Raw genomic sequence first — 25782 nt, 5'->3', positions numbered from 1 at the left:
TCTGCCCAAAGGTGATGCGTGTAGGAGAAGCGTGATGGTCCTTACCCCGTTCGGTCCGGGTTTCTGGCTGGCCGATGGTCCCGACATACGGGCCGCTGCCGGGTTTCACTATCCTACCCGCATGGCTGTTGCGCGGCTGGCAGATGGCGGGCTGTGGCTATGGTCGCCCGTGCGCCTGACCCCCGCAATCCTGGAAGCTCTCGATGCGCTAGGGCCCGTTCATCACATCGTTGCGCCAAACAAGCTGCACCATATGGCGCTGGCCGATTGGGCGCATTTCTGCCCTGAGGCGCATATTCACGCGGCTCCGGGGCTGCGCGCCAAACGCGCGGATATCGTCTTTGCCAGCGACATGGGGGAGGATCCGTCGGCGGATTGGGCGGGGCAGATTGATCAGGTGATCTTCCCCAATGCCATCGCCGATGAAGTCGTGTTCTTCCACAGGGATAGCGGCACGGTCCTGTTCACCGATCTGTTGCAGCAGATGCCACGGGGCTGGTATCGCGGCTGGCGGCGGCTGGTGGCGTGGCTCGACCTGATGACCGGTCGTGACCCCCAGGTGCCGCGCAAGTTCCGCATGGCGACCCGGGACAAGCCCGCAGCCCGCGCGGCTTACTCGACAGTCAAGACATGGCAGCCGAAACAGGTGGTCATGGCCCACGGAACGCCGGTCACGGAAGACGCAGATGCATTCCTGACCCGCGCCTTTGCGTGGCTTGGCTAGAGGTCAGTCCTTCTTGCCCACGTTTTCGGCAAAGGCTTTCTGGAAAGCGGCCTGCTTTTCGGGGCCTGCTTCGGTCTGGTTCTGGTCCCTCCAGACATCATAGGGCATCCCGTAATAAACCTCTCGGCCCTCGTCCTTCGTCATCTCAACGCCCCGCTCATTCGCGGCTTCCTGGTACCAGCGTGACAGGCAGTTGCGACAGAAGCCGGCCAAGTTCATCAGATCTATGTTCTGCACGTCCGGGCGGTCTTCCATCAGATGCTGACGCAGGCGACGGAAGGCGGCGGCTTCTATCTCGATACGGGTCTGGTCATCCATTTCTGGTCTCCTTCTCACAAAACGCGCTTGGTGTAGGCGACGCTCAGGTCTCCGATGTCGACGGATAGCGATCCGACCCCCGGCAGATGTGACCGCAACACGGCCATCACTGTCTGTGCAAGGTCTGCCTTGGTCGGCTCATCCCGCCCCGGAAGCAACAACAGATCCGCATGGGCAAAGCTTTGCGGTTCGGTTCCGATGCGCCAATGCGGGCAGGGCAGGGTGCGGATCTTCAGGCTTTCGGGGTGCAGAATGGCAGCATGGGCGGCCAGCGCATCAAACAGAGCCCCGCAAAGCGCGTCGTCCGCGGCGACATTGGCAGAGTGTTGAATTGTCAGATGGGGCATCTCTGGGTCCTTTCAGCAGCCGGCATCGGTCAGCGCGCCATCCAGGATGGGGGCCAGGCGCTGTCCCCAGTGCTCCTGTTGCTCGGCTGTTGCGATCAGGTCGTTGCGCAGCTCAATCAGCACATGCGGGCGTCTCGGTTCTATTCCATGCCGGTCCATGCTGTCGCCGGGCAGGTGGCCCGAATAGGGCTCGTTGTCGCCCACGTAGATATCGGCCTCGGCCCGCAGGCGGTCCAGCAGAGGCACGGCCAGCCGGTCATCTTCCGCATAAAGCACACCCACATGCCATGGCCGCATCTCGCGTCCCTTGAATTGCGGGGTAAAGCTGTGAACGGCCAGCAGAACCGTGTCGTCGCGCGCTGCGGCCAGTTCGGTCAGCGCGTTGTGATAGGGCCGGTGAAAGGCGTTCAGGCGCCGTTCCTGCTCTGCCGCGTCGGCCCCCCGGTTCGCGGGGATGATCGAGCCGTCATAAAGCTTCATCAGCACCGTTGGGTCATGCTCGCCCCGGTTCGGGTCAATCACGAGGCGCGAGAAATCCGACAGGATCACCGGAGCACCCATTTCCCGCGCCAGCACACGGGCGAGCCCGGCTGCGCCGATGTCATAGGCGATGTGGCGGTTCATATCCTCATCAGGCAAGCCAAGATCACCGCCATTGACACAGTCTGGCACCCGGTTCGACGCATGATCGCAGGTAATCAACCAGAGAGAGGCGCGGTCTTGCCCTTCGATGTGGAAAGGGGCTGTCATTTCCGTGTTATCCTTCATAGACAAAAGGGACATATGATAGGTTAGACGCGAGTGCCAGTTGTCATGTTCCTCGAATTGAGACATAAGGGCAGCAACTGAAATGCTAGCGCTAACATCCGCCAGATTCGAAACGAGGGACCGAGTATGAAAAGCCAGCGAAACGTCAAGATCGTGGCGACCCTCGGGCCTGCCTCCAACGACTATGAAATGATCCGAGCCTTGTTTGAGGCCGGTGCCAACGTGTTCCGTCTGAACATGAGCCATGGGGATCATTCCGAAATTCGCGCACGTCACACGATTATTCGTCAGATCGAAAAAGATACCGGCCGCCCGATTGCCATTCTGGCTGATCTTCAGGGCCCGAAACTGCGCTGCGGCGTCTTTGCCAACGGTCCTTATGAACTGGAAGACGGGGCCGCGTTCCGCTTCGATCTGGATGACGCCGAAGGCGACCACACCCGCGTACAACTGCCCCACCCCGAGATCTTTGCAGCGCTGGAACCTGGCGCGACGCTGCTGGTCAATGACGGCAAGATCAAACTTCAGGTTGAAGAGTGTGGCCCGGATTTTGCCAATTGCAAGGTGATTGCAGGCGGCTCTATTTCCAACCGCAAGGGCGTGAACGTGCCCGACGTGGTGCTGCCGCTGGCCGCGCTGTCAGACAAGGACCGCAAGGATCTGGAGTTCGTCTGTCAGCTTGGGGTGGACTGGCTGGCGCTCAGCTTTGTTCAGCGGGCCGAGGACGTGCAGGAAGCGCGCGGGCTTGCCAAGGGCCGTGCAGCGATCCTCTCCAAGATCGAGAAACCAGCGGCGGTGAAGGCCTTTGACGAAATCCTCGAGGCATCGGACGGGATCATGGTGGCGCGCGGCGATCTGGGCGTAGAACTGCCTGTTCAAGCGGTGCCGCCGATCCAGAAACGTCTGGTGCGCAAATGCCGGGCAGCCGCAAAGCCGGTGATCGTCGCCACCCAGATGCTCGAGTCGATGATCGAGAGCCCGGTTCCCACCCGCGCCGAGGTCACCGACGTGGCCAACGCCATCTATGAAGGCGCGGACGCGGTGATGCTGTCGGCTGAAAGCGCCGCCGGGGGGTTCCCCATCGAAGCGGTCACAACCATGACCAACGTTGCCGTAGAGGTCGAGGCCGACCCGACCTATCGCGATATCATCGAGTCAAGCCGCAAGGTGGCACGGTCCACGGTAGCCGATGGCATCGTCTCCTCGGCCCGTGAAATTGCGGAAACAACCGATATCAAGGCAATCTGCTGCTTCACGCAGTCCGGCGGCACCGCCGCGCTGGTGGCCCGCGAACGCCCGCGCGTGCCGATCATCGCAATGACCCCCATCGTCGAAGTTGCCCGTAGAATGTGCCTGACCTGGGGTATGAACTGCTACCTGACGGGCGAACTGACCCGCTTCAAGATGGCGGTGACATCGGCGGCCCGCGCTGCGCGGGATGCAGGCTTTGCCACCGAGACCGATTTCATTGTCGTCACCGCAGGCGTGCCGTTTAACGTGCAGGGTACAACAAACATCATCCGCGTCGCCCCCTGTGACGAGCGGTTGATCATGTCGACTGATATGGAATGAACCTGAGCCCTGATATCCTTCTGGCCCTGTCCACTCTGGTGATCCTCTTCTCGATCGCCTCGGCTCTGTCGGTCTGGTCGGACGGAGAGTTTCCGACCGTCGCCCTTGGCGCGCTGGCCGCCGGTGTGGGGGTCTTCGTCTATGCTTATTGGGCACTCGAAGACCCGCAAGGCTGGCGCGAAGTGCCAGATGCCTTCATCTCTGTCCTGCCGCGGATGTTGAACTAGTACGACACCTGCCTTGGATTGGTCATTTTACGGCCTGCCTCCTTCCAAGATTGACCGCCATTCCATCATGGAAACTTTGTTGCGTGTCATCGGTAGCGGATTTGAAAGGCAGGGCGTCATGATCACACTCACTCTCAGCGGGATCGCGCAATTCCTTCAAAGCCCGATGGCTGCGCTGGAGCGGATGCGGGAAACGGCACCGGGTGTTCAGGCCGGTGTCCTGGCGCTCTGTGCCGCGACGTTTGTGATGGTGGTGATCGACTTCGCCTATGGCCCATACGCGTTCCCGCACACTCTCGAACCTGGCGGCAAGCGTGATGCGACGGTGTACTTCGTGGCCTTCGTGGAAACAGCAAGGATCTTCGGCGTGGCCTCGATCATTCTGATCGGAACACGGCACTTCCTGCGGGCGCAGGTCACGGTGGCTGAGGTACTGTGGATGACGGTGCCCTATGGGCTGGCGTTGATCGCGTTCGAACTGGTGCAGCTTCTGGCTTGGCTGATTGTGCTGGGGGCCGGGCTGAACTTTTATGGTCAGTTCTTTTTGTTAGGGTTTCTGGGATCCTGCCTGATCCTTGTGGCCTCGATCCGAACGCTCACGCCCGACCGGGATTGGCTGGCAGTTCTGCCGCTTGCGGCGGCGGCGTTTGTCTTTGGGACGTTCTTTGCGCCTATAGTCTTGTTGGGCACGGCGGTGTATCTGGCCGTCAGGGGCGCGCGGCACCGCAACTGATCTTGCAATCAAGCTGGACAGGGGGGTGATTCCATCCTATACGGCGCGCTCCAACCGGTGCGGCCGGCCGAGAGGCATGCCGAGTCGCGCCAGAACGTAGCCAATAAACTGGAGACGAAAATGCCCAAGATGAAGACCAAGTCGAGCGCCAAGAAGCGCTTCAAGGTCACGGCTTCCGGCCGTGTCAAAGCAGGCCAGGCTGGCAAGCGCCACGGCATGATCAAACGGACCACCAAGTTCATCCGCACCGCGCGGGGAACCACCATCCTGTCCGCCCCTGACGAGAAGATCGTCAAGGGTTACATGCCCTACGCACGCTAAGGAGGCCTGACCCATGTCCCGAGTCAAAGGTGGCGTGACCACTCACGCCCGTCACAAGAAAGTCATCAAGGCCGCCAAAGGGTACTACGGTTCCCGCAGCCGCAACTTCCGCACCGCGACGCAGGCCGTCGACAAGGCGAACCAGTACGCGACCCGCGACCGTAAGGCCCGCAAGCGTCAGTTCCGCGCCCTGTGGATCCAGCGCATCAACGCCGCCGTCCGCAGCCATGACGAGTCGCTGACCTATTCGCGCTTCATTAACGGCCTGTCGCTGGCCGGCATCGAAGTGGACCGCAAGGTTCTGGCCGATCTGGCCGTGCACGAGCCCGAAGCCTTCGGTGCGATCGTTGCACAGGCGAAAGGCGCGCTGGCCTAAGAGCCGGACCGCAGCTCAACAACAGGAACCCCCGGCAGGTGCGATCCCGCCGGGGGTTTTTCTTTGCAGGACACCGATTTCTGACACTAAACTGGCCACTTACGACTGCAAGGGAAAGGGCGCATCATGGGCAAGGTTCTTGTCACAGGGGCCAATGGCCATGTCGGGTTCAACCTGGTGGAGGAGCTTGTCAGGCGCGGGGCGGATCTGCGGGTTTCGGTGCGTGATGCGAAGGATCCGGCCAAGACCGGCCCGCTCCGGGCGCTTGGGGTGAAGGATATCGTGACGCTCGACGTGCAGGATGCCGACGCATTCCGTGCTGCGACCGAGGGGATTGACCTGCTCTACCATGTTGCCGCGACCTATCGCTATGTGACCTCCGGCCCCGGTGCCGATGAACAGATGGTCCGCGACGCGGTGGAAGGGGCAATAGCCGCGATCCGGGCAGCCGCTGCCAGCAATGTTCGCAAGGTCGTGATGACCTCCTCGACGGTCACTTTGCCGCTCGGCACCTCTCCCGAAGACAAGAAAACCGAGATCGACTGGACCGAAGATCTGAGCGTAGCGTATATCCGCGCCAAAACCCTTGCCGAAAAACGCGCATGGGACCTGGCGGAAGAGCTTGGCGTCAACATGGTCGCCGTCCTGCCCGCCGGTATCTTCGGCGGCACCTTTCACAAGCCAACCCAGTCCACCGATTTTGTCGAGGCCATAGCCAAGGGCGCCCTGCGCATGGGCTCTTTCGAAGGGGTCATGCCCTTTGTCGATGTGCGCGATGTGGTGGATGGCCATATCCGCGCCGCCGAGCAGGATGTGTCTGGCCGCTTTATCCTGTGTAACGACCGCTTCCCCAGTTTCGACGAGATCATCGATATCCTGCGGGGCCAAGGTCTCAAGCTCGGCCGCCCGTTGATGACTGTGCCACAGTTCATGTATCCCATGGCCCCCGCCATGAACCGCATGATCAGCCGCATGATCGGGGCGCCGCCGCTGATCACGCCCGAATTCGTGGCGATGAACAAGGGCCGCTACTTTGCCTCATCGAACCAGCGTGCGAAGGATGTTCTTGGCTGGCAGCCCACAATCAGCACAGAGGACAGCATTCGCGATACGGTCGCGGAACTCAGGCGGATCGGGCGGCTCTAACTGGCCTTACCACAGTGCAGGGTCATCGAGGGCAGGCACTGGGCGTGACGGGCCCTTCAGCGGTCCGACATCCGAGCTTTTCAGCGATTGGCCGATCCAACCCTCCGGATGGCTTAGCGGCAAGGGAGCGCGCGCTATCTCTTCGGTGAGTGGCCGAAACCCGACTTTGCCATAGTAGGCCGAGTCTCCATAGGTGATCGCTATATCTATTCCCTCTCCGCGCAGCACATTCAGCCCATGGCGGATCAGTGCCTGTCCGAGCCCACTACCTTGCGCAACAGTCGCCACAGCGACCGGTGACAGCAGCATGACCCGGCGCGGATCTTCTGCGTAGTCCAGCCGTGAAAAACAGATGCAGCCGATTGGAGTGTCACCATCCAGTACCGCAAAGACCCTCAGATCCTCTGCCGATGTCTCGCCTAGAAGCCGCTCCACAAAAGCGCCGATCACCGCCCCTTCCTCGGCCCCTTCGGACACTGCGAATGTGTCTCTGAACAGCGTCACTAATGCCGCTTGCCGGGAACGGTATTCGGTCGTGAATTGCATGGTGCCTAGTGTTCTCCACCTGACACATGGTTCCCCGATGGAAGCAGCGCATCCAACACGGGTCCAGTATCCCTGGGCAGTCTTCTCTTATTCACGCAAGTCAATGTGTGCCAACCAATCGGGATTTATGTCTAGTAAAAACAGTCCGTGAAATTCAGATAGGTGAAGTGTGATGGGCTGGAAATTGCTCCGAAGATCAGCGCTTACACTATCAGTGTTCGCCATTGCGGTTGGTGAGCCGTACTCAGTTTTCGCACAACTGCATGGGGGCGATCGTGCGTCATTCGTTCGAAATTTCGGTGATGCATGTCAGTTGAACACTGGGTCTGAGAGGCTGGTAACAACGCTCGGCGGGGCATCTGACGAGCTCGATCAATACTGCAGTTGTGTTGCGAACGCATATGCTGACCGTCTTTCCATCGAGACAATCCACCAGCTGCGAGAAATTGAGCGGCTAGCCCTGGCCGATGTTTCGCGGCGAATCTGCCTCGCGGAGATCTTTCCAACGTGGGTACCTGACCTTCCCAACGTGGAGTTTTATCCCGAGAACGCCGACACGACTAAACAATTCTTCAGCTGGACGACAGATGCACAATCGACTCTGGTCGTTGATGTTTTCGGCGAAAACCGGTCTGCCCAGATAATCGTGATTGATGCTTCGTCTGAGCTCTTCTGTTGGTCGGAGCCACTTAGCGTCAATCATCAGATACTGGGAAGTTCACCAGATGAGCCAGTGATTTCCGCTTTGTGGTGCGAGAACCATCCGAGCGGTTATGCGGAGGTCTTCAGGATTTCTGAGGAGGAATTCGTCGTCGGCTTTGCACTTGAAGACGGCACAACCCAATGGCTCGTGCACGAAGTCGGGCTCGAGCAACAGTAGCTCGAGCAAACGCCGTCTCTGAAGACTATCACCAAGTAGAGACCCTGATCTTCGAAAAGGCGCTCACTCACATTGCGATCAATGGGATGCCCGCTTCGTCCCGCATGGCGATCATTCTCTGATCGAGCGACTGGACTTGTGGGTACCTCGGGCGGCGTCTGGTCCGGGGGGCCGATCTGGGGATGGCCGGAACTGATGTGAACCAATTGGCTGGAATGATGCTCGTTGGAGAGGTGAAGGACGGCGACACGGTGAATGTCAGCGCCGGGGACGACGGGCTGATCGTGGGCGATTGGGTTTCAGCATCGAACCGGCCCTAGCCGGATGGCGCCGTGGTGTACTTACGAAGAAAAGGCCCCACTGATGCGGGGATTTTGTCTTTTTGCGAGCGTCAGGTTTGAGCCCAATACAAACTTTGATCGTTTGGTGTTTTCGGCCAAGATTTCGGCAGATTGACGCAACAATACTAAATGAGGTCAGTTACTCCAAAGATCAAAATGCAACCACTTGCGGTTCCAAGCCAAAATAAGGCAACCAAGGCTACCCGCCATAGTTTCGATCTGACACCTGAAACAATCAGGCAAGAAGGTATGTACCAAAGGATCGAGAGAAGCGCCCCGATAACGACAAAAAGTACAAAAAACAAAAAAGACTCCGGCAGCACTGCAATCGCGAGGCGGATGGGAACAATCGGTATAAACTCTGCATTCCATATGTGCATGGTAAGACCCAGAAATGCTGCAACAATCAGCCGGCCCCTGTTGGGTTTCAAAACCGATCCCATTCGGTGGCGGTTCGCCATGAAAAGGACTAGGATCGCCGAAACCGCCAGCCCGAAAATCAGTGAAAGGAGTGCCGCGCTAAAAGGCCCAGGAACGAAGAACATTCTTGGAAGACTGCTAAGCCGTGGCATCCAATAGAAAACGTAGACAAACCAGACGGGTAGGCCGATTGCGACAGACAATAGGATCGCTCTTTGCACTGGCTTCAAGGGTGCGCGTCTGTCCACGAGTTTGAAGCTCCCAATGGGCGTGACCAACATGGTCTGGCATTTCCAATCCTAGTTATACTAGCCCACAGAGGAAAGAGAGTTCATCTTGTCGCCGCAATGATAGCGAAAGTCAGATCGGACAACTCAGCAAGGGTCTGTAATGAAATGACTAGTTCGGCTGGCAGCTTCGTCCCGCATGACTGCCTCCTTGGCTTTGGTCAAAGCAACCGGGGGGGCACCGAGGGCAGAGTGGGGATCTTTTGTCCGGTGCCGAACACTAGTCCAGATTCATGTATTTGCGCCGTGCTTCCTGCTCGATATCAAGCCGCAATTGAACGTCGGCAAGCTCCTTGATGATTGCCGTCCGGTCTGCCCCTTCTGGTGTGTCTCGAAGTTTCGCCCGCAACGCCTCGACCGCTTTGCGCAGCTCGATCTCTCGCGGAACTACGCCCGCCTCGTGCATGATCCGAAACCCCGCCGCATCGGCGCTGTTCCCGCTCTCCGCCTTCAACGGCTTGCCCGCACCCTTGAGCCGGTCGAACTGGCCCTCCATCTCGGCCTTCTTGATCTGCTGCTCGGCCAGCTTGTCCCATCTCATGATCCGCCCTCCGCTGTTACGGCCGCCTCACCCGTGATCAGCGCCGGGTTGCATTCCTTGGCGTGGGCAGCGCGCAGCCGCTCGCGGTCCACACCAAAGCGCGTTTCCAGTACCGGGCCGAGCGTCCGATCGAAATAGTCCACATCCTCGGCAAAGCGCGGGAAGGACATCGTCACCACCGGCACCTCTGCGGCGACCAGCGGTTCCAAAGTGCGATAGAATTGTTCCGCCAGTACCCAATGCTGGTTGTCAGGGGCATCGGTTTTCCACAATCCCCCCGGCACCATGGCGGGGTCTTCCCCCGCTTCTATAGCGCGCCTGTGGACCTGTTTTCGGCTGGCCGCCGCGGCAGCAAGGTCGCGTATTGGAATGATTGCGAGACCGATCTCGAACCAGTTTTCTTTCAGCAATTGCGGCAACACATCCACAATCAGCGGCGCCTTGACCACCTGCGGAAGCTGATCCACCTTGTGCCGCTTCACAACCTTCTCCAACCCCGCTTTCCCGAGGTTTTCCTCAACCCCCTTAAAGCGGTGCGGCTTGAACCCGGTGTCCATCCCTGCCGAGGTCAGGATGCGCACCAAAAGTGTCGTCCCCGCCCGCCCCGTGCCGCAAATGATGATCTTTGGGTCCATGCCCGTTCCCGGCTGAAATTGCTCAGACCGAATCTTGCGGCAATCCCGTTTATCCCGCAACCGGATAGCGTATGCCGCTGACGAAATGCGCGCATCTGCCCCTATCGGGCCGCGACAGCGGGACTTGCCCTGTAGGCTGCGCGGGTGTAGCGGCGCCGCATCGGCTTTGCATCGCACTGCTTTCTCCGTAGTCTTGGTCTCATGTATCGTCAGCTCCTCCCCATAAGCGCGCTTCTGCTTGGCTCTGCGCTTCTGCTTTTTGCCGGGGGCATCAATAGCCTCATCCTGCCAGTGCGCGGCTCCGAGGAAGGTTTCTCGGCCACGGCGCTTGGTTTTCTGGGCACCGGTTGGGCCATCGGATATGTGCTTGGCTGTCTCTATATCCCGAGGCTGGTGGCGTCGGTCGGCCACATCCGAACCTTCGGCGTCATGTGCGCCTGCGCCTCCGTCGCGATCCTCAGCCAGGCTCTGGTGGTCGAGGCCTGGGCCTGGATTCCGACCCGCGCGGTATCGGGCTTCAGCTTTGCCGGGGCCGCGATGATCGTGGAAAGCTGGCTGAACGACAGGGCCGAACCGACGACCCGTGGCCGCATCTTCGCCATCTATTCCATGGTCAACCTTGCCGCCAGCACCGCAGGCCAGATGGTCATCGCGCTTGGCGACGCCACCGGCTTCCTGTTCTTTGCGCTTGGCGCGATGGTCTATTGCCTTGCGCTGATCCCCACGGCGATCTCCACCTCGCAAAGCCCGGTGCCGCTGACCACGGTCCGGCTGGATCTGAGGGTGCTGTGGAACAACTCGCCCGTTGCGGTCGTGGCGGTGTTCCTTGTGGGGATCTCCAACAGCGCATTCGGAACACTGTCTGCCGTCTATGCCGACCGGGTGGGCTTGGGCCTGTCATCCATCGCGCTCTTTGCCAGCCTGCCCATCCTGGCGGGGGCGGTGGCGCAGATCCCGTTCGGGATCTTCTCGGACCGCATGGACCGGCGCAAAGTGCTGGTGGTGACAGCGATGCTGGCCCTTGCCGCCGATATCACCTTTGCGGTGTTGCAACCCGAAGGCCAGGTCCTGAACCTTGTGCTGGCCAGCATCTTCGGCGCGGCGATCTTCGCGATGTATCCGATCATCGTGGCCCATGCCAATGACCACGCACCGCCGGGCACCTCCATTCAGGTATCGGGCGGTTTGCTGATGGTCTACGGCATCGGTGCCATCGTCGGTCCGCTGATTGCTGGTCGCATCATGGATCCGTTCGGCCCGCGCGGCCTGTTCATGACCACCATTGCCGCGCATGTGGTGATGATCGTCTTCACGCTGTGGCGGATCAGCCGCCGCGCCGCCGTGGCCGAGGCCGACAAAGGCGATTTCCAGGCCAGTATGCCCGCCCGCATCGCTACGCCAGAAACAGCCGCGCTTCAGGAAGGTGAGGATGAGGCCGAGCCCCTTGTGGCATCAGACCAGCGTGAAACACCCCCAGACTCCCCCTGAACGGCGTTCCCCGCTTGCATTCCGCGCCCCCTCTGGCTAGCAGTCAGGCCGATGCGACAAGGGGCATGACGATGGATGATCTGCGCGAAAAATACCTCAAAGCCATTGCCGACGTGGCGGATGAAGCCGGTCTGGAGGATCTGCGTGTGCAGGCCCTTGGCAAAAAGGGCGAGATCAGCTTGCAGATGCGAGAGCTTGGCAAGATGACACCCGAGGAACGCCAGGTCGCGGGCCCGGCGCTGAATGCGCTGAAGAACGAGGTCAATTCCGCCATTGCCGCCCGCAAGGCTGCGCTTGGGGATGCGGCGCTGAACGAACGCCTGCGCGCCGAATGGCTGGACGTGACGCTGCCCGCCCGTCACCGCCGCCAGGGCACGATCCACCCGGTCAGCCAGGTGACGGAAGAGGTCACCGCGATTTTCGCTGATATGGGCTTCGCCGTTGCCGAAGGCCCGCAAATCGAAACCGACTGGTACAATTTCGACGCGCTGAATATCCCCGGCCACCACCCCGCCCGGGCCGAGATGGACACGTTCTATACGCATCGCAAAGAGGGCGACAATCGCCCGCCCCATGTGCTGCGCACCCATACCAGCCCCGTGCAGATCCGCTACATGGAGGCCCACGGCACCCCCTGCCGCGTGATCGCGCCGGGCCGCGTCTATCGCGCCGACTACGACCAGACCCATACGCCGATGTTCCATCAGGTCGAGGGGCTGGCCATCGACAAGGATATTTCCATGGCAAACCTGAAATGGGTGCTGGAGGAATTCTTCTCCGCCTATTTCGGGGCCAAGGTCAAAACCCGCTTCCGCGCATCCCACTTCCCGTTCACCGAACCGTCTGCCGAGGTCGATATCCAGTGTTCCTGGGAAGGCGGCACCGTGAAAGTGGGCGAGGGCGACGACTGGCTGGAGGTTCTTGGGTCGGGCATGGTCCACCCCCATGTGCTGCGCTCCGCCGGGGTCGATCCGGACCAGTGGCAGGGCTTTGCGTTTGGGATGGGCATCGACCGGATCGCCATGCTGAAATACGGCATCCCGGATCTGCGGGCGTTCTTCGATTCAGACCTGCGGTGGCTGCGGCATTACGGCTTTGCCGCGCTCGATGTGCCGGCGGTGCATTCGGGGGTGTGAGCGCCGGTTCGGGCAACAAGCCCGACAATCGCTCCAGTGGAGCGATTGAGGCGCGAACGTGCGGAGCCCTGGTGCTGGGGTTCTGTCGTTCTGCCAAGGGCTTGGGTTCTTACACGCGGAACCAAGGCCTTAAGACCGCCGCGCATCGCCGGGCCGCCCCCCGGCACGGCGATTTCGCTGCCACTTGCGCCTCCCTCACCCCTCCCACGGATACGGCACGATAAAGCGCCCCGCACGACCCTGGGATCGCCGCACCGCGGCCCGTCGTTGCGCCTCCCGATCCCTCGCGATCCGTCTCAATCCCGCGCGGGGAAGGGCCTTCGAAGGCCCTTGCAAAGAGTTTTCGAAAACTCTTGCGCCGCGCCTGGCACCGGGGTGTTTTCGTCAATACGCGCTTTGCGAAATCCCATTCGCGCGCTAGGCTCGTCCATCTCATATTTGGAGCCATCCCATGTTCAAAGCCATAGCCCCCGCCTGTATCGCCCTCGCCCTCGCAGCCCCGGCCTTCGCTGATGAGGTCTGGAGTTCGCCAACGGGCCCAATCATTTATCAGGAAGACGCCTTCGGCTCCGCGATTCTAAGCTTCACCAATGTCGATGGCTCTGCCGCAGAACTGGTGATCCCCGGACTGGCCGGAAACTTCACCGATCGCGGTGTTCACCATGGCTATTTCATCGGCCAGGGCCCGCTGGAATGCGACGCCGCCCTTGCCCGCCCTGGCGGCCTCGCCAGCCTCGACTGGGGTCGCGCTGTTGTCAGCTTTGACAGACCGAATTTTCCGACCGGATTCACCGTGACCATGAGCGATTGCGACTACCCTCTCAGCTACTCAATCCGCGCTGAAGTGCAATAAGCAGATATGACCACAATCCTGATCGTCGAATCGAACCCGATTGGCTTTCAGCCGGCAGCGCCGGACTTCACTTCGGTGCTGCAAGATATTGACCGTTCTGTGGATATCAGGATTGTGGCGCCCTATGACGCCCCGTTCACCGACGCCGATCTTCAAGGCACAGACGGGGCGATTTTCACGGGATCGGCGGTGGTTTGGGGCGTTGATGCGCCTGAGGCTGCTCCGCTTCGGGCCGTGATGGAACGGGTCTTTGCCGCGCATATTCCCTCCTACGGATCGTGCAATGGGATGCAGATGGCCGCCTATGTTCTGGGCGGCGCATCGCAGCCTTCCCCCAATGGCCGTGAAGATGGACTCGCGCGCGACATCCGATTGACAGAAGCCGGTCAGACACATCCTTTCCTGACCGGGCGGCGAAGCGTCTATGCGGTGCCCTGCATCCACCTGCACGAGGTGACGCGATTGCCTGACCGTGCGGTTTTGCTGGCTGGGAATGCCCATTCGCCGGTGCAGGCTTTCGCCTATGACGATGGGGCAACCCGCTTTTGGGGTGTTCAGTATCACCCAGAGGTTACGCCCCATGCGATGGCGAACGTCCTTGAGGCAATCGGTGGCTATCCTCAATCCCTGTGCGATGATCTGCGATTGGCCGGAACGGATGCGGGCGCGGCCCGCCGATTGGGGGTCGCGCCCGGTGACTTGCAGCCGGATCAGCGGGTCACCGAAATCCGGAACTGGTTCAACAGCCTGTCCGCTTAGGGCGCTTCTACGCGCAGAGCGAACTCGGCCAGCTTGTCGCCTTCGCCATCCAGCAGCAGCAACATCTCCGGACCAATGGCCACGAGAGAGGCGCTGTCCAGAACCCGCATGAAGGCGTTTTCCAGATCGCCGGTGGGGCCGAAGCAGGCCATGAAGGTCATGCCATACTCGGCCGATGCAATCAGTCCATCATACATGGTCAGTTCACCGAACATACGATTGCAGCCGGCATAGGCGGTAAACGATCCGTCCTGATCGACATTGAACTCGGTCGATGCCAAAAGCTCTGGATCGAAGGACAGCCGCGCGCCTTCATCATCCATGATTTCGGTCAGGGTCCAGCCCCCGGCGAACGGGATCGGATCGGCTTCGGTTGCTTCCACCAGAACCGGCGGTTCCAGCGGGTGATCCGGCAGGGGGTGGCCAAGAAGGGCCGTTTGCGGGAAACGATTGGCCGCCATGTCGCGGATAAACGCTTCAGCCATGCCGAAGGCTGGCCCTTGCGGCATCGGATGCGCAAAGGCGGACGGGCCGGGGAAATGGCCCTGCTGGATAATCACCATGTCCGCATGGGCTGCGGGCGCGGCGAGAAGGGCCGCCAAAGCGGCGGCACGGAACGTAAGGGGGCGCATGAGAGCTCCTTTCAGTTTGGGGTGCGACCCCCGCATCATCACTCATGTGTCGTCCGGGCGCGGCGAAGGGTTCAATCTTCGCCCGCCGCTTCCATTCCGTCCGCAACTGCGCTAAGCGCGGGCGGGATAGACGCAAGGGACGAACGCGATGAAATTCACCCTCTCCTGGTTGAAGGACCACCTGGACACCAATGCCTCGCTGGATGAGATCTGCGAGGTGCTGAACGACATCGGGCTAGAGGTCGAGGGGGTCGAGGATCGCGCCTCGCGTCTGAAGGAATTTACCCTGGCAAAGGTCATGCATGCCGAGAAGCACCCGGAGGCCGACCGGCTGCGCGTGTGCAAGGTGGAGACCGACGAAGGTGAGATGCAGATCATCTGCGGCGCGCCCAATGCGCGGGCCGGGATCACCGTGGTTCTGGCCAAGCCCGGCAGCTATATCCCCGGTCTCGATATCACGATTGGCGTCGGCAAGATCCGGGGCATCGAGAGCTATGGCATGATGGCGTCGGAACGCGAGCTGGAGCTCAGCGACGAGCATGACGGCATCATCGAACTGCCTTCGGGCGAGGTGGGCGAGCGCTTCGTTGATTGGCTGGCCGCGAACGACCCGGCGAAGGTCGACCCGGTGATCGAGATCGCCATTACCCCCAACCGTCAGGATGCGCTTGGTGTGCGCGGCGTGGCGCGCGACCTGGCCGCGCGCGGCCTTGGCACGCTGAAGCCGCTGGATGAGGTGACCGTGCCGGGCCAGTTCCCCAGCCCGATCGGGGTCGGCATCGACGCCGACACGCTGGACGATTGCCCGCATTTCACCGGCCGCTTGATCAAGGGTGTGAAGAACGGTCCCTCGCCACAGTGGCTTCAGGACCGCCTGCGCGCCATCGGGTTGCGGCCCATTTCGGCGCTGGTCGATGTGACCAACTTCTTCACCTATGACCAGAACCGCCCGTTGCACGTCTTCGACGCCGACAAGGTCAAGGGCAACCTGCGAGTGCACAAGGCGCAAGGTGGCGAGACGCTGGTCGCGCTGGACGACAAGGAATACACCTTCGCGGCAGGTCAGATTGCGATTTCCGATGACGAGGCGGTGGAAAGCATCGCGGGCATCATGGGCGGCGATCCGACCGGCTGCACCGAGGAGACGGTGAACGTCTTCCTCGAAAGCGCATATTGGGATCCGATCCGCACCGCCTATACGGGCCGCGATCTGAAGATCCATTCCGACGCGCGCTACCGGTTCGAGCGCGGCGTAGACCCGGAATACACCCTGCCGGGGCTGGAAGCGGCGACGAAGATGATCCTCGATCTCTGCGGCGGCGAGGCATCGGAGGTTGTCGAAGCCGGTGCCGCGCTGACCACCGCGCGCAGCTACAAGCTGGATACTGCGCGGGTGATCAGCCTTGTGGGCATGGAGATTCCGAAAGAGGAACAGGCGCGTATCCTGACGGCACTTGGCTTCTCGGCCACCGGGTCCGGTGACGTGCTGGAGGTCTGGGTGCCATCCTGGCGGCGTGACGTGCAAGGCGAGGCGGATCTGGTTGAGGAGGTTGCGCGGATTGCATCGCTCACCAAGCTAGAACCGCAACCGCTGCGCCGCCCGAAGCCGGGCGTGCCGAAGGCGGTTCTGACGCCGATGCAGCAGCGTGAACGCGCGGCGCGGCGCACGGTTGCCGCGCTCGGCTACAACGAATGTGTGACCTACAGCTTCATCGACAAGGCTTCGGCGGCTTTGTTCGGCGGGGGCACGGATGACGTGATGCTGGAGAATCCCATTTCCAGCGAGATGAGCCATATGCGCCCGGGCCTGTTGCCCGGCCTGCTGCAAGCCGCTGCCCGCAATCAGGCACGAGGATTCATGGATTTGGCCCTGTTCGAGGTCGGCGCCGCGTTCCATGGTGGGGAACCCACGGAGCAGCATTTGCAGGTCGCCGGACTTCTGATCGGCCAAAGCGGCCCGCGCGACCCGCATGGGGCCCGCCGCCCCGTCGATGTGTTCGACGTAAAAGCGGATGTGGAGGCGGTGCTGGCCGCCATGGGTGCGCCCGCCAAGGTACAGATCCTGCGTGATGGCGAGGCGTGGTGGCATCCGGGGCGTCATGGACGCATTTGCCTTGGCCCCAAGAAGACCCTTGGGGTGTTCGGGGAACTGCATCCGAAGATCCTGTCGGAGATGGATGTGAAGGGACCGGCGATGGCCTTCACCCTCTTCCCCGAGGAAATTCCGATGCCGCGCAGTGCTGGCGCAAGCCGCGGGGCGCTTGATATGGCCGACCTACAGGCGGTGGAACGCGACTTCGCCTTCGTGGTGGATGCGGGCGTCGAGGCGGTGAACCTTGCCAATGCGGCGGCTGGCGCGGACAAGAAACTGATCGAGGATGTGCGCATCTTCGACGAGTTTGCCGGCGAAAAGGCCGAGGCGCAGATGGGTGCGGGCAAGAAATCGGTGGCGCTGAGCGTCCGGTTGCAGCCGCGCGAAAAGACGCTGACCGAGGAAGAGATTGAGGCCGTTGGGGCCAAGATCGTTGAGAAGGTTGCGAAAGCCACTGGCGGGGTTCTGCGGGGCTGATCGGTTTCGCCGCGCGATCCGCGCGTCAACCCGCGGGGGGTGTGCAGGTGCAGCGCGATTGGTTCGAGCGCGCCTGCGAACGCTCCCACCTCAAGTTATTGAGCCAAGAAGAAGGGAATGGACATGCTGAAGGTTTACCTGTCGGGAGAGATCCACACCGATTGGCGCGAGCAGATTGTTGCGGGGGCCGAAGGGCTGGATGTGGTGTTCTCTTCTCCGGTCACAGACCATGACGCGAGCGATGATTGCGGCGTGGCAATCATGGGGGCGGAGAACGACAAGTTCTGGCATGACCACAAGGGTGCGAAGCTGAATGCGATCCGCACACGGCGTGGGATCGAGCAGGCGGATGTTGTCGTCGTGCGCTTTGGTGAGAAATACAAGCAGTGGAACGCGGCGTTTGACGCGGGCTATGCGGCGGCGCTTGGCAAGTCGGTGATCGTGCTGTCGATGCCTGAACATCAGCACGCGCTGAAAGAGGTTCATGCAGCGGCACTGGCCGTGACCTCGGAGCCGCGTCAGGTGGTTGAAATCCTGCGCTACGTACTGACCGGGGCGCTGCCTTCGTGAAGCACAGCGGCAAGGCGTTGGACGGCACCGTCCAGCTGCTCTGCGGAAAAGGCCGCGTAACCCAGAACCAGCCCCGTGGGTCCAACGCCATCCGGCCAATAGGCTGAAAGGGCGCGGACGGTCAGCCCTGCCTTGGCGGCCCTTTCCGAGATATCCGTGTCGCGGATGGTGGCAAGGGCAGGCCCAAGGCGGCAGACAAGATGCATTCCCGAGGGATCCGGTTCTGCGATAAGGGCATCCTCTGGCAGATGTCGGGACAGCGACCGGAGCAAAGCCTTCTGGCGGTCCGCATAAACCCGGCGCATCCGTCGGAGATGGGTGGCGAAAGCGCCGCTGTCCATGAAGGCAGCAAGCGCCGGTTGGGGCACGAGGGACGCGCGCGGACCGGTTTCCGCAAGCGCCTGGCGGATGGGTTCGACCAGCGACGGCGGCAGCACCATATAGGCCAGCCGCAGGGCCGGTGAGATCAGCTTGGAGAAGCTGCCAACATAGATCGTCTGGCCCGTCCCAAGCGACATGAGCGCGGGCAGGGGGGTGCCTGTATATCGGAACTCGCTGTCATAGTCGTCTTCGATGATCCAGGCGCTGGTCCGGGCGGCCCACTCCAGAAAGGCAAGGCGGCGGGGCAGGGGCATGGTCATCCCGAGCGGATAATGGCGGGAGGGCGTTAGGACGACCGCCCGGGCATTGGACTCGACAGCAAGTTGAGCACCGTCTTCATCGAGATCCATGGAAACGGGCACCAGTCCGGCCCGTAACAAGGCGGCGCGCATCGGTGCGAACCCGGGCTGCTCAACGAGTACCTTGTCACCCGTTTGCAGCAAAGCCTGAGCCAGCAACTCGAAGGTTTCTGTTGCGCCCGAGGTGATCACCACCTGGCCGGGCGCGCAATCTATACCCCGCCAAGCCATGAGATGGGCGGCAATTGCGGCACGCAGCGCAGGCCAGCCGAGCGGATTGGGCATTGCCAGGAGGTCTGGATTCGGATGCCGCCACGCCCGATCGAGGTGACGAGCCCATGTTGCGTGGGGCAGCAGTGTCATGTCGGGTATGCCGGGCTGGAACGGCCTATAAGCCACTGGTGGCTCTGGGGGTGGGGTAAGGCTTGGCGCTGGCGGGGCAAGGTGTGGCAGGTCGCTGGCCACGAAGCATCCGGCGCCTTGGCGGGTGTCCAGATAGCCCTCGGCCACAAGCTGATCCAGGGCGGTCAGCGCGGTCTGGCGGGACACGGAGAGATCCTTTGCCAATTGACGGCTGGCAGGAAGACGCGCGCCGGGCAAGGCCTGGCCTGAAAGGATCAGGTGGCGCAGCGCCTCGGTCAGTTGCAGGTGCAACGGCTCGGGCGCGGATCGGTCAAGGCTGATGGCCAGCAGGGCCGCGTTCAAATTGGTCTGCATATCTTTATTCAAATTGGATATTCATAGCAGACCAATCGCATGGCAAACCCGCGTCTGACAAGCATGACATTGCCTAAGGAAGCGCCATGACACTGGACATCACCCCCCGCACGCGTTTGCGTCGCATGCATGAGCGGGGGCATTTCGACCGCGAGACCATAAATGCCATTCTCGATGCGCAACCGATGTGCAGCGTGGGGTATGTGATCGACGGGCTGCCCTATGTGACCCCCACATTCCAGTGGCGAGAGGGCAATCACGTTTACTGGCACGGGTCCAGCGCCAGCCGGGCGATCCGTGCCAGCAAGGGGGCCGAGGTGTGCCTGACGGTCTCGATCCTGGACGGGTTCGTGATGGCGCGGTCGGGAATGCACCATTCTGCCAATACCCGTTCGGTCATGCTGTTTGGAACGGCCTTCATAGTGCCGGATGATCAGAAAGAAGCGAAGCTGTCTGCCTTTATCGACGGGCTATGGCCGGGACGTTCGGCTGACTTGCGTCCGAATTCCAAGCAGGAGCTGAAGGCGACGACCGTTCTGGGGATGGAGATCATGGAAGGAAGCGCCAAGATCCGGACCGGGATGCCCAAGGATGATGAGGAAGACTATGCGTTGCCGATCTGGGCAGGGGTCATTCCGGTAGAAACGCGGGTCGGGCCACTCATGGCTGATCCGCGGAACCTGCCAGGCGTGGCGCCACCCGCACATCTGACGGGCTATCGCTGGAAGGCGTGATCAGTCGCGCGGCGGAGTGACCAGCCCGACCTGAACCGCGTGTCGGGCAAGGAACCGGTCCAGGTAGGCAATACAATTGGGGAAATCCCACTAACCTACGGCCTCTCGCGCACCATACATGTCGAGAATTCGCAGCCAAGGGCCGGTGGCGATGTCGGCGATGGAATAGTCCCCACAGAGCCACGCTCGCCCCTCCAGCCGCTGGTCCACCACGGTCAAAAGCCGTCGCACCTCGGCTATGTAGCGATCCTTTGGGCGGCGGTCCTCAACCGCTTTGCCATCGCCGCGATAGAAAAATCCTAGCTGCCCGAACATCGGGCCGATACCGCCCATCTGGATCATCAACCATTGAAGGATCTCCAACCGTTCCAAGGGCGAGGACCCAATCAGCTTGCCCGTCTTTTCAGCCAGATACATCAAGATCGCTCCGCTTTCGAAAATGCCAATGGGCTGCCCGTCCGGGCCGTCCGGGTCGATGATTGCGGGAATCTTGCCGTTGGGATTGAGCGACAGGAATTCAGGGCTTTTCACATCCGTCGGCGCAAGCGTCACCTTATGCGCCTCGTAGGGCAGGGCCAATTCTTCCAAAGCGATGGAAATCTTGACGCCATTTGGTGTTGGAAAAGCATAAAGCTGAATCTCGTCGGGCCTCGCGGCAGGCCAGCGGGCGGTGATCGGGAATTGGGTTAGGTCCGTCATGGGCATCCTATTGGGCAGTTGGACGTGCCAGATTTTTCAAGACAAAGAACTGAGGATTGTGTCAACAATACTCCACCGGCGGGCACAGGTTCCGCAACTGCACAAAGGGAAGCAGGAAAATGCTCAAGGAGTTCAAGGATTTCATTGCCCGCGGTAATGTCATGGACATGGCCGTCGGGATCATCGTTGGCGCGGCCTTTACCGCGATTGTCAAATCGTTGGTCGACGACCTAATCCAGCCGTTTATCGGGCTGTTCACCGGCGGGATCGACTTTTCCAATCTGTTCTACACAATGGGCGGCGGTGACTACGCCACGTTGGAAGCCGCACGAGAGGCGGGGGCCGCAACCTTCGCCTATGGCGCTTTCATTATGGCGATCATCAACTTCCTGATCATCGCCTTCGTGGTCTTCATGCTGGTGCGCACGCTGAACAAGGTCAAAGAGGCGGCGATGGCCAAGGAAGCCGAAGCCGCGCCGGAGCCCGAGGCCGATCCCGGCCCGAGCGAGCTGGATATTCTGATCGAGATCCGCGACTCGCTGAAGGCTCGCTCGGGCTAAACCCCAAGCGCTTGAAGGGCAAAGAGTGCGGTCAGCCCCGTGGCAATCGTGGCGATGGCGTTCTTGGTCCAGTAGCCCACAGCCAGGGCAAGAATGGCGGCGGTCAGGCGGGCAGGATCCGTCTGGCCGCCGGTTGCGTTTGGCCACAGCACCATGGGCGTGACCAAAGCGGGCAGGATCGCCACAGCGGTATAACGCAGGTGGCGCAGCAGCCAGTCCGGCAAGTCCCGGTCGCCCAGAAGGCCCAGGAAGGAAAACCGGATCGTGAAGGTGCCCACGCCGAGGGCCACGATGATCGTCCAGATGGTGGCGTCGCTCCAGCCGGTCATTTCGTCATTCTCCGTTCCAGCTCTGCCCCGACGACCATGCCGCCTGCTCCGGCCAGCAGAATCCACAGGCTGTAGGGCACCCCTTGAAGAAGGATCGCAAGGATGATCGCGGTGATGGCGGCGGCCACATGCGGCAGTGTGCGAAGCGCGGGGGCGAAAAAGGACATGAAGGCCACCGGCACGGCAAAGTCGATGGACAGCCCGGCAGGGATCGAAGCGCCAAGAACAGCGCCGATCCAAGTGGCCATGTACCACGGAAAGCAGATCACGGAAGCCGTACCCATGTAGAACCCGACCTTTTCAGAAAGGGTCATCGCAGGTTTCGCCTCATATTCCATGTGGGACAGCGCATAGGTGCCATCGACGTTGAAATAGGCGATCAGAATGCGCTGCCAGCCAGGGGCAGGGCCCAAATGCGGGGCAAGACTGGCGGCATACATCGCCATGCGCAGGTTCACGGCCAGGGCCGAGGCCAGAACGATCACTGTGGGCGCCTGTTCCTGCATCAGTTGCACAGCGGTGAACTGGGCCGCGCCCGCGATGATGACCACGGAAAACCCCATGACCTGGGCAAGGTTCAGCCCGGCCTCGGTCCCGACCACGCCGAAGAGCATCCCGAAGGGGGCCACGACCAAAAGGAAGGGCAGGGCGGCGCGGATGCCGCGAAGATACGCAGAGGTGGAGCTTGCCATGAGAGCGCCTTAGGATAGAGCCTGATACCGCCATTACCGGGGACGGAGCGAAGAAGCAAATGATGGTCTGTGATCCTGACCTATTCCATAGCGTGATATTCGTGGGGCGGCAATGAAACAGCCCGTTGGCGTGATCCTGGCAGGCGGGCGGGCGACCCGTATGGGCGGCGGTGACAAAGGGCGCTTGCTGCTTGGCGGGCGCTCGCTCCTGTCGCGCGTGATCGAGCGGATCGAGCCTCAGGTTGCGGCCCTTGCGCTGAACGCGAATGAGGACCCGGACCGTTTTGCCGATCTCGGCCTGTCGGTACTGCCCGATCCGATCGCAGGCTTCCCCGGCCCCCTCGCCGGTGTGTTGGCGGGGATGGACTGGGCCGCCGCGCGGGGCGCCGATCACGTCGTCACAGTCGCCGCCGACACGCCTTTCCTTCCCGAAGACCTCGTCCCGCACTTGTTGCTGGCGGCTGAAGGCGGTGCGCCGATTGCATTGGCCAGCAGCGTTGTCGAAGGGCGAGAGGTGCGCCACCCCACCTTCGGCCTGTGGTCCGTCAGTTTGCGAAATGATCTTCGGGCGGCATTGGCACGCGAAGAGCGAAAGGTTGGATTATGGGCAGAACAACACGGGGCCGCGCTGGCGCAGTTCCCGCCCGGCTCCGTTGACCCGTTCTTCAACATCAACACGCCGGAGGATTTGGCTCGTGCTGAGGCGCTGTTGTGACGACGCGATTTGATACGGTTGTCATGGTTGACTGGTCAGGCGGCAATGACCGCGGCCCGAAACCCAAGAAGGACGCGATATGGGTGGGCTTGGCGAGGGACGGAATGGCGGAGCCCCCCGTCTACCTGCGCAATCGGACGGCGGCGGAGGCGTGGCTGACGGATGTTTTCGAGGCAGAACAGGCGGCTGGCCGCCGGGTGCTGGCTGGGTTCGATTTTCCATTCGGCTATCCCGCTGGCATCGCTGCACATGTGACCGGTCGCACTGATCCTTTCGCGCTCTGGCACTGGTTGGAAGATCGCATCGAGGACGCGCCGAAGCACAACAACCGCTGGCAGGTGGCGGGCGTGTGGAACCGCCTGTTTCCGGGGGTGGGGCCGTTCTGGGGCAATGGAAGTAAAACCGATGTTCCCGATCTGCCGCGCAAGGGGCGAAACCGGCATAGTCACGGTGCACAGGAACTGCGGCAGGTGGAGCAGGCTGCGAAGGGAGCCTTCAGCGTCTGGCAGCTGTCCGGGGCGGGTGCCGTTGGATCGCAGGTTCTGATGGGGCTACCAGTGCTTGCACGGCTAAGGCGCCGGTTCGAGGCTTCCGTCTGGCCGTATGAGCGCCCGGAAGCCGGGCTTGTGCTGGCTGAAATCTGGCCCTCGTTGCTGAATACGGAGGTCAAATCTCGTTGTGCCAAAACCGGCGAGATTCGAGATGCGGTTCAGGTGGATCTTATGGCGCGGGCGTTTTCAGGGCTGAGCGAGCCTGATTTGACGGAAATGCTATCGGTCCGATCTGCCGAGGAAGGCTGGATATTGGGATTGGGGTTCGAAGACCGCTTGCGCGCGGTGCTTTAGTCAAACGTCCCCGTCACCCGGCCGAGCAGCATGAAGGCGCGGGCGGTGCGGGTTTCGGACATCTGGGCAATCTCTTCGTCCGTGGCGTTCTGTTCGAAATCCACCAGCGTGCGGTCGAACTGGCGCAGGAAATGGTGGACCGCGTCGCGGAAGACCGGATCCTGTTTCATCCGGCCCGCCGACAGCGCCAGCGAGGACCGGTCCCGGATGCCGCCAAGTGCCGCCACCGCCTTGCCGCGATCGCCCTTGGCAAAGCGCCGCCACATCTCGGGCTTGGCGCGGTCGGGGCGGAGGTCATCCATGTAGATGCCGTCCTGTGACAGAAGTGTCAGCGCGTCCTGGCTGGCGCGGATGAGCTTTTTGGTGGAGGGATCCTGAAGCGCCCGGCGCAGGGTGCGGAAGCCTTCCTTGTCGTGCTCGTTCTCGGGGAAATTCAGCGCCTTGATGAAATCGGCTATCGAAATCGGATCGTCGAGAGCCTCCGCGGGGGTGCCGAAGCCAAAGCTCGGTTGCGGCGTTTCTGGCTGCGGGGCGGGATGCGCCACGGCGGCGCGGTCTTCTGCGGGTTCCGTGGGCTTGCGCAGGCTGGTGAAAGTTGCCTGGGCGGGTTCCGCACCACGCTGTGCCTCAACGATCTCGGTCAGTTTGGCAACGAGCGCCGGTTTTATCTCGACCGAATGACGCTGCTGCTGCGCCACATAGGCCGCGCGCATGGCGTCGATCGCACTTTGCATACGCGCCGATTCCTCGCGCATGATCTTGGCGGTCTTGGCAGCGGATGCCGCGACCCAGATCAGCGCGATCGGCATGAAGATCGCCATCATCAGCATGGTGATTTCCAGCGGTGTGCCGCCAAGCCCCGCAAAGGCCGACAGGTCAGTGCCGTAGAAGAACCAAGCCACCCCCGCCAGCCACACCGCCGACAAGACCAGAGCCATGACCTCTACGGCCGTGATCCGTGGCGTCACACGTTCCTGCGAGTAGATGCCCAGTTCCAATGAAGTCGGGTGCTTGTCGTCTGCCATAACCACCAAGTTCCGCGTAGAGGCAGCGAGATGATACTAGATATAGGAGATCTTGACGATCTCATAATCCTTGCTGCCACCCGGAGTTTTCACGTCAACACTGTCACCTTCCTCTTTCCCGATCAAGGCACGGGCGAGGGGGGAATTGATGTTGAGAAGACCTTTTTCGATATTCGCCTCGGCTTCGCCTACGATCTGGTAGGTTTTCTCTTCCTCGGTGTCTTCGTCGACCAATTCCACGGTCGCGCCGAACTTGATCGAGCCCGACAGCGTCTTGGGGTCAATGACCTGAGCAAGGCTGATCAGCCCCTCAAGCTCTTTGATGCGGCCTTCGATAAAGGACTGCTTTTCCCGAGCAGAATGGTATTCCGCGTTTTCCGATAGGTCCCCATGCTCGCGTGCCTCGGCGATGGCGGCAATAATGGCCGGACGTTCAACAGTCTTGAGCGTCTTCAGTTCGGCGTCTAGGGCTGCATAGCCCCTAGGGGTCATCGGAAATTTGTCCATAGGATGTACGCTACTGTCCCTGTTTTGTGCGGCGTCTCAAGGTCAGGACGATATGGGGCCTTAGCGGGTAGTTCAACGGCTTTCTGAGGG

At 61.3% G+C, this 25782-nt stretch carries 32 protein-coding genes and 1 pseudogene; 19 read left to right on the top strand and 14 right to left on the bottom strand.

The window, feature by feature from the left end; translation table 11 throughout:
- Window positions 1-34 precede the first annotated feature (34 nt).
- On the top strand, window positions 35-724 hold the full coding sequence (locus ACROHD_RS02690; RefSeq protein ID WP_432675778.1) for a DUF4336 domain-containing protein: 690 nt from the start codon (window positions 35-37) through the stop codon (window positions 722-724).
- A 3-nt stretch (window positions 725-727) separates the two neighbouring features.
- On the opposite strand, the gene ACROHD_RS02685 is transcribed toward ACROHD_RS02690, so the two are convergent.
- Genes ACROHD_RS02685 through ACROHD_RS02675 form a run of 3 tightly spaced genes read right to left on the bottom strand, consistent with a single transcriptional unit; the run spans window position 728 to window position 2139 of the window.
- Window positions 728-1042 carry a DUF1244 domain-containing protein gene (locus ACROHD_RS02685; RefSeq protein ID WP_432675777.1) on the bottom strand — a complete coding sequence of 105 codons (315 nt, stop codon included), beginning with the start codon at window positions 1040-1042 and terminating at the stop codon, window positions 728-730.
- 14 nt (window positions 1043-1056) lie between these two features.
- Window positions 1057-1389: a 5-carboxymethyl-2-hydroxymuconate Delta-isomerase gene (locus ACROHD_RS02680; RefSeq protein ID WP_432675775.1), complete on the bottom strand. Its 333-nt coding sequence runs from the start codon at window positions 1387-1389 to the stop codon at window positions 1057-1059.
- Between the two features lie 12 nt (window positions 1390-1401).
- Window positions 1402-2139: an N-formylglutamate amidohydrolase gene (locus tag ACROHD_RS02675; protein WP_432675774.1), complete on the bottom strand. Its 738-nt coding sequence runs from the start codon at window positions 2137-2139 to the stop codon at window positions 1402-1404.
- Between the two features lie 144 nt (window positions 2140-2283).
- On the opposite strand from ACROHD_RS02675, the gene pyk reads away from it, so the two are divergent.
- From pyk to ACROHD_RS02645, 6 genes are all read left to right on the top strand, one after another.
- Window positions 2284-3729 (top strand): pyruvate kinase, encoded by a 1446-nt coding sequence (pyk, locus tag ACROHD_RS02670; protein WP_432675773.1) that lies wholly within the window; start codon window positions 2284-2286, stop codon window positions 3727-3729.
- Entirely contained in the window at window positions 3726-3956 is a 231-nt protein-coding gene (locus ACROHD_RS02665) for a hypothetical protein (RefSeq protein ID WP_432675772.1), read from the top strand. The genes pyk and ACROHD_RS02665 overlap by 4 nt, the downstream gene beginning before the upstream one ends.
- Before the next feature lie 118 nt (window positions 3957-4074).
- The gene (locus ACROHD_RS02660) at window positions 4075-4689 is read left to right on the top strand and encodes a hypothetical protein (protein ID WP_432675770.1); all 615 of its coding nucleotides are present in this window, start codon (window positions 4075-4077) and stop codon (window positions 4687-4689) included.
- 120 nt (window positions 4690-4809) lie between these two features.
- The gene (gene rpmI, locus ACROHD_RS02655) at window positions 4810-5010 is read left to right on the top strand and encodes a 50S ribosomal protein L35 (protein ID WP_071689548.1); all 201 of its coding nucleotides are present in this window, start codon (window positions 4810-4812) and stop codon (window positions 5008-5010) included.
- Window positions 5011-5023: 13 nt separating this feature from the next.
- Window positions 5024-5386, top strand: a complete 363-nt coding sequence (gene rplT, locus ACROHD_RS02650) for a 50S ribosomal protein L20 (RefSeq protein ID WP_432675769.1) — start codon at window positions 5024-5026, stop codon at window positions 5384-5386.
- A gap of 126 nt (window positions 5387-5512) precedes the next feature.
- Window positions 5513-6532 (top strand): NAD-dependent epimerase/dehydratase family protein, encoded by a 1020-nt coding sequence (locus tag ACROHD_RS02645; protein ID WP_432675768.1) that lies wholly within the window; start codon window positions 5513-5515, stop codon window positions 6530-6532.
- Between the two features lie 6 nt (window positions 6533-6538).
- Here the strand turns inward: ACROHD_RS02645 and ACROHD_RS02640 are convergent, their stop codons facing one another.
- Window positions 6539-7078: a GNAT family N-acetyltransferase gene (locus ACROHD_RS02640; RefSeq protein ID WP_432675767.1), complete on the bottom strand. Its 540-nt coding sequence runs from the start codon at window positions 7076-7078 to the stop codon at window positions 6539-6541.
- 172 nt (window positions 7079-7250) lie between these two features.
- Between ACROHD_RS02640 and ACROHD_RS02635 the strand changes: the two genes are divergently transcribed.
- Together ACROHD_RS02635 and ACROHD_RS02630 are read left to right on the top strand one after the other, a co-directional pair.
- Entirely contained in the window at window positions 7251-7958 is a 708-nt protein-coding gene (locus tag ACROHD_RS02635) for a hypothetical protein (RefSeq protein ID WP_432675766.1), read from the top strand.
- A 182-nt stretch (window positions 7959-8140) separates the two neighbouring features.
- Window positions 8141-8278 (top strand): hypothetical protein, encoded by a 138-nt coding sequence (locus ACROHD_RS02630; protein WP_432675765.1) that lies wholly within the window; start codon window positions 8141-8143, stop codon window positions 8276-8278.
- Between the two features lie 146 nt (window positions 8279-8424).
- On the opposite strand, the gene ACROHD_RS02625 is transcribed toward ACROHD_RS02630, so the two are convergent.
- From ACROHD_RS02625 to ACROHD_RS02615, 3 genes are all read right to left on the bottom strand, one after another.
- The gene (locus ACROHD_RS02625; protein ID WP_432675764.1) at window positions 8425-8844 is read right to left on the bottom strand and encodes a hypothetical protein; all 420 of its coding nucleotides are present in this window, start codon (window positions 8842-8844) and stop codon (window positions 8425-8427) included.
- Between the two features lie 382 nt (window positions 8845-9226).
- Entirely contained in the window at window positions 9227-9547 is a 321-nt protein-coding gene (locus ACROHD_RS02620; protein ID WP_432675763.1) for a DnaJ family domain-containing protein, read from the bottom strand.
- On the bottom strand, window positions 9544-10182 hold the full coding sequence (locus tag ACROHD_RS02615) for a hypothetical protein (RefSeq protein WP_432675762.1): 639 nt from the start codon (window positions 10180-10182) through the stop codon (window positions 9544-9546). Before ACROHD_RS02615 ends, ACROHD_RS02620 begins: the two co-directional genes overlap by 4 nt.
- Before the next feature lie 201 nt (window positions 10183-10383).
- Between ACROHD_RS02615 and ACROHD_RS02610 the strand changes: the two genes are divergently transcribed.
- The 4 genes from ACROHD_RS02610 to ACROHD_RS02595 all read left to right on the top strand — a co-directional run bounded on the left by ACROHD_RS02610 (window position 10384) and on the right by ACROHD_RS02595 (window position 14418).
- Window positions 10384-11670, top strand: a complete 1287-nt coding sequence (locus ACROHD_RS02610) for an MFS transporter (protein ID WP_432675761.1) — start codon at window positions 10384-10386, stop codon at window positions 11668-11670.
- 71 nt (window positions 11671-11741) lie between these two features.
- Window positions 11742-12806 (top strand): phenylalanine--tRNA ligase subunit alpha, encoded by a 1065-nt coding sequence (gene pheS, locus ACROHD_RS02605; protein WP_432675760.1) that lies wholly within the window; start codon window positions 11742-11744, stop codon window positions 12804-12806.
- Between the two features lie 451 nt (window positions 12807-13257).
- Window positions 13258-13659: a hypothetical protein gene (locus ACROHD_RS02600; protein WP_432675759.1), complete on the top strand. Its 402-nt coding sequence runs from the start codon at window positions 13258-13260 to the stop codon at window positions 13657-13659.
- Window positions 13660-13665: 6 nt separating this feature from the next.
- Window positions 13666-14418, top strand: a complete 753-nt coding sequence (locus tag ACROHD_RS02595) for a type 1 glutamine amidotransferase (protein ID WP_432675758.1) — start codon at window positions 13666-13668, stop codon at window positions 14416-14418.
- Here the strand turns inward: ACROHD_RS02595 and ACROHD_RS02590 are convergent.
- Complete coding sequence (locus tag ACROHD_RS02590; protein ID WP_432675756.1) at window positions 14415-15050, bottom strand: META domain-containing protein; 636 nt, start codon at window positions 15048-15050, stop codon at window positions 14415-14417. The two genes, ACROHD_RS02595 and ACROHD_RS02590, sit on opposite strands and share 4 nt — an antisense overlap.
- A 148-nt stretch (window positions 15051-15198) precedes the next feature.
- Here ACROHD_RS02590 and pheT point away from each other — a divergent pair, with 148 nt between their 5' ends.
- The gene (gene pheT, locus ACROHD_RS02585; protein WP_432675755.1) at window positions 15199-17619 is read left to right on the top strand and encodes a phenylalanine--tRNA ligase subunit beta; all 2421 of its coding nucleotides are present in this window, start codon (window positions 15199-15201) and stop codon (window positions 17617-17619) included.
- A 117-nt stretch (window positions 17620-17736) separates the two neighbouring features.
- Window positions 17737-18189, top strand: a complete 453-nt coding sequence (locus ACROHD_RS02580) for a YtoQ family protein (protein ID WP_432675754.1) — start codon at window positions 17737-17739, stop codon at window positions 18187-18189.
- On the opposite strand, the gene pdxR is transcribed toward ACROHD_RS02580, so the two are convergent.
- Window positions 18159-19586 (bottom strand): MocR-like pyridoxine biosynthesis transcription factor PdxR, encoded by a 1428-nt coding sequence (gene pdxR, locus ACROHD_RS02575; protein WP_432675753.1) that lies wholly within the window; start codon window positions 19584-19586, stop codon window positions 18159-18161. The two genes, ACROHD_RS02580 and pdxR, sit on opposite strands and share 31 nt — an antisense overlap.
- 86 nt (window positions 19587-19672) lie before the next feature.
- On the opposite strand from pdxR, the gene ACROHD_RS02570 reads away from it, so the two are divergent.
- The gene (locus tag ACROHD_RS02570) at window positions 19673-20320 is read left to right on the top strand and encodes a pyridoxamine 5'-phosphate oxidase family protein (protein ID WP_432675752.1); all 648 of its coding nucleotides are present in this window, start codon (window positions 19673-19675) and stop codon (window positions 20318-20320) included.
- Here the strand turns inward: ACROHD_RS02570 and ACROHD_RS02565 are convergent.
- A pseudogene (locus ACROHD_RS02565) lies at window positions 20321-21019 on the bottom strand (glutathione S-transferase family protein).
- 119 nt (window positions 21020-21138) lie between these two features.
- Between ACROHD_RS02565 and mscL the strand changes: the two are divergent.
- Window positions 21139-21579, top strand: a complete 441-nt coding sequence (gene mscL, locus ACROHD_RS02560) for a large conductance mechanosensitive channel protein MscL (protein WP_432675751.1) — start codon at window positions 21139-21141, stop codon at window positions 21577-21579.
- Here mscL and ACROHD_RS02555 read toward each other — a convergent pair.
- The gene (locus tag ACROHD_RS02555; RefSeq protein WP_432675750.1) at window positions 21576-21908 is read right to left on the bottom strand and encodes an AzlD domain-containing protein; all 333 of its coding nucleotides are present in this window, start codon (window positions 21906-21908) and stop codon (window positions 21576-21578) included. The two genes, mscL and ACROHD_RS02555, sit on opposite strands and share 4 nt — an antisense overlap.
- Entirely contained in the window at window positions 21905-22600 is a 696-nt protein-coding gene (locus tag ACROHD_RS02550; protein ID WP_432675749.1) for an AzlC family ABC transporter permease, read from the bottom strand. The genes ACROHD_RS02555 and ACROHD_RS02550 overlap by 4 nt, the downstream gene beginning before the upstream one ends.
- A 112-nt stretch (window positions 22601-22712) precedes the next feature.
- Here ACROHD_RS02550 and mobA point away from each other — a divergent pair, with 112 nt between their 5' ends.
- On the top strand, window positions 22713-23315 hold the full coding sequence (gene mobA, locus ACROHD_RS02545) for a molybdenum cofactor guanylyltransferase MobA (protein ID WP_432675748.1): 603 nt from the start codon (window positions 22713-22715) through the stop codon (window positions 23313-23315).
- The gene (locus ACROHD_RS02540) at window positions 23312-24160 is read left to right on the top strand and encodes a molybdopterin guanine dinucleotide synthesis (protein WP_432675747.1); all 849 of its coding nucleotides are present in this window, start codon (window positions 23312-23314) and stop codon (window positions 24158-24160) included. Before mobA ends, ACROHD_RS02540 begins: the two co-directional genes overlap by 4 nt.
- Here ACROHD_RS02540 and ACROHD_RS02535 read toward each other — a convergent pair.
- Entirely contained in the window at window positions 24157-25185 is a 1029-nt protein-coding gene (locus ACROHD_RS02535) for a hypothetical protein (RefSeq protein ID WP_432675746.1), read from the bottom strand. The two genes, ACROHD_RS02540 and ACROHD_RS02535, sit on opposite strands and share 4 nt — an antisense overlap.
- 36 nt (window positions 25186-25221) lie before the next feature.
- Window positions 25222-25692, bottom strand: a complete 471-nt coding sequence (gene greA, locus ACROHD_RS02530) for a transcription elongation factor GreA (RefSeq protein ID WP_432675745.1) — start codon at window positions 25690-25692, stop codon at window positions 25222-25224.
- Window positions 25693-25782 lie beyond the last annotated feature (90 nt).

The organism is Nioella aestuarii (assembly GCF_050896395.1).
Lineage (GTDB): Bacteria > Pseudomonadota > Alphaproteobacteria > Rhodobacterales > Rhodobacteraceae > Nioella > Nioella aestuarii.
This window is presented reverse-complemented; position numbering and strand designations above follow the sequence as displayed.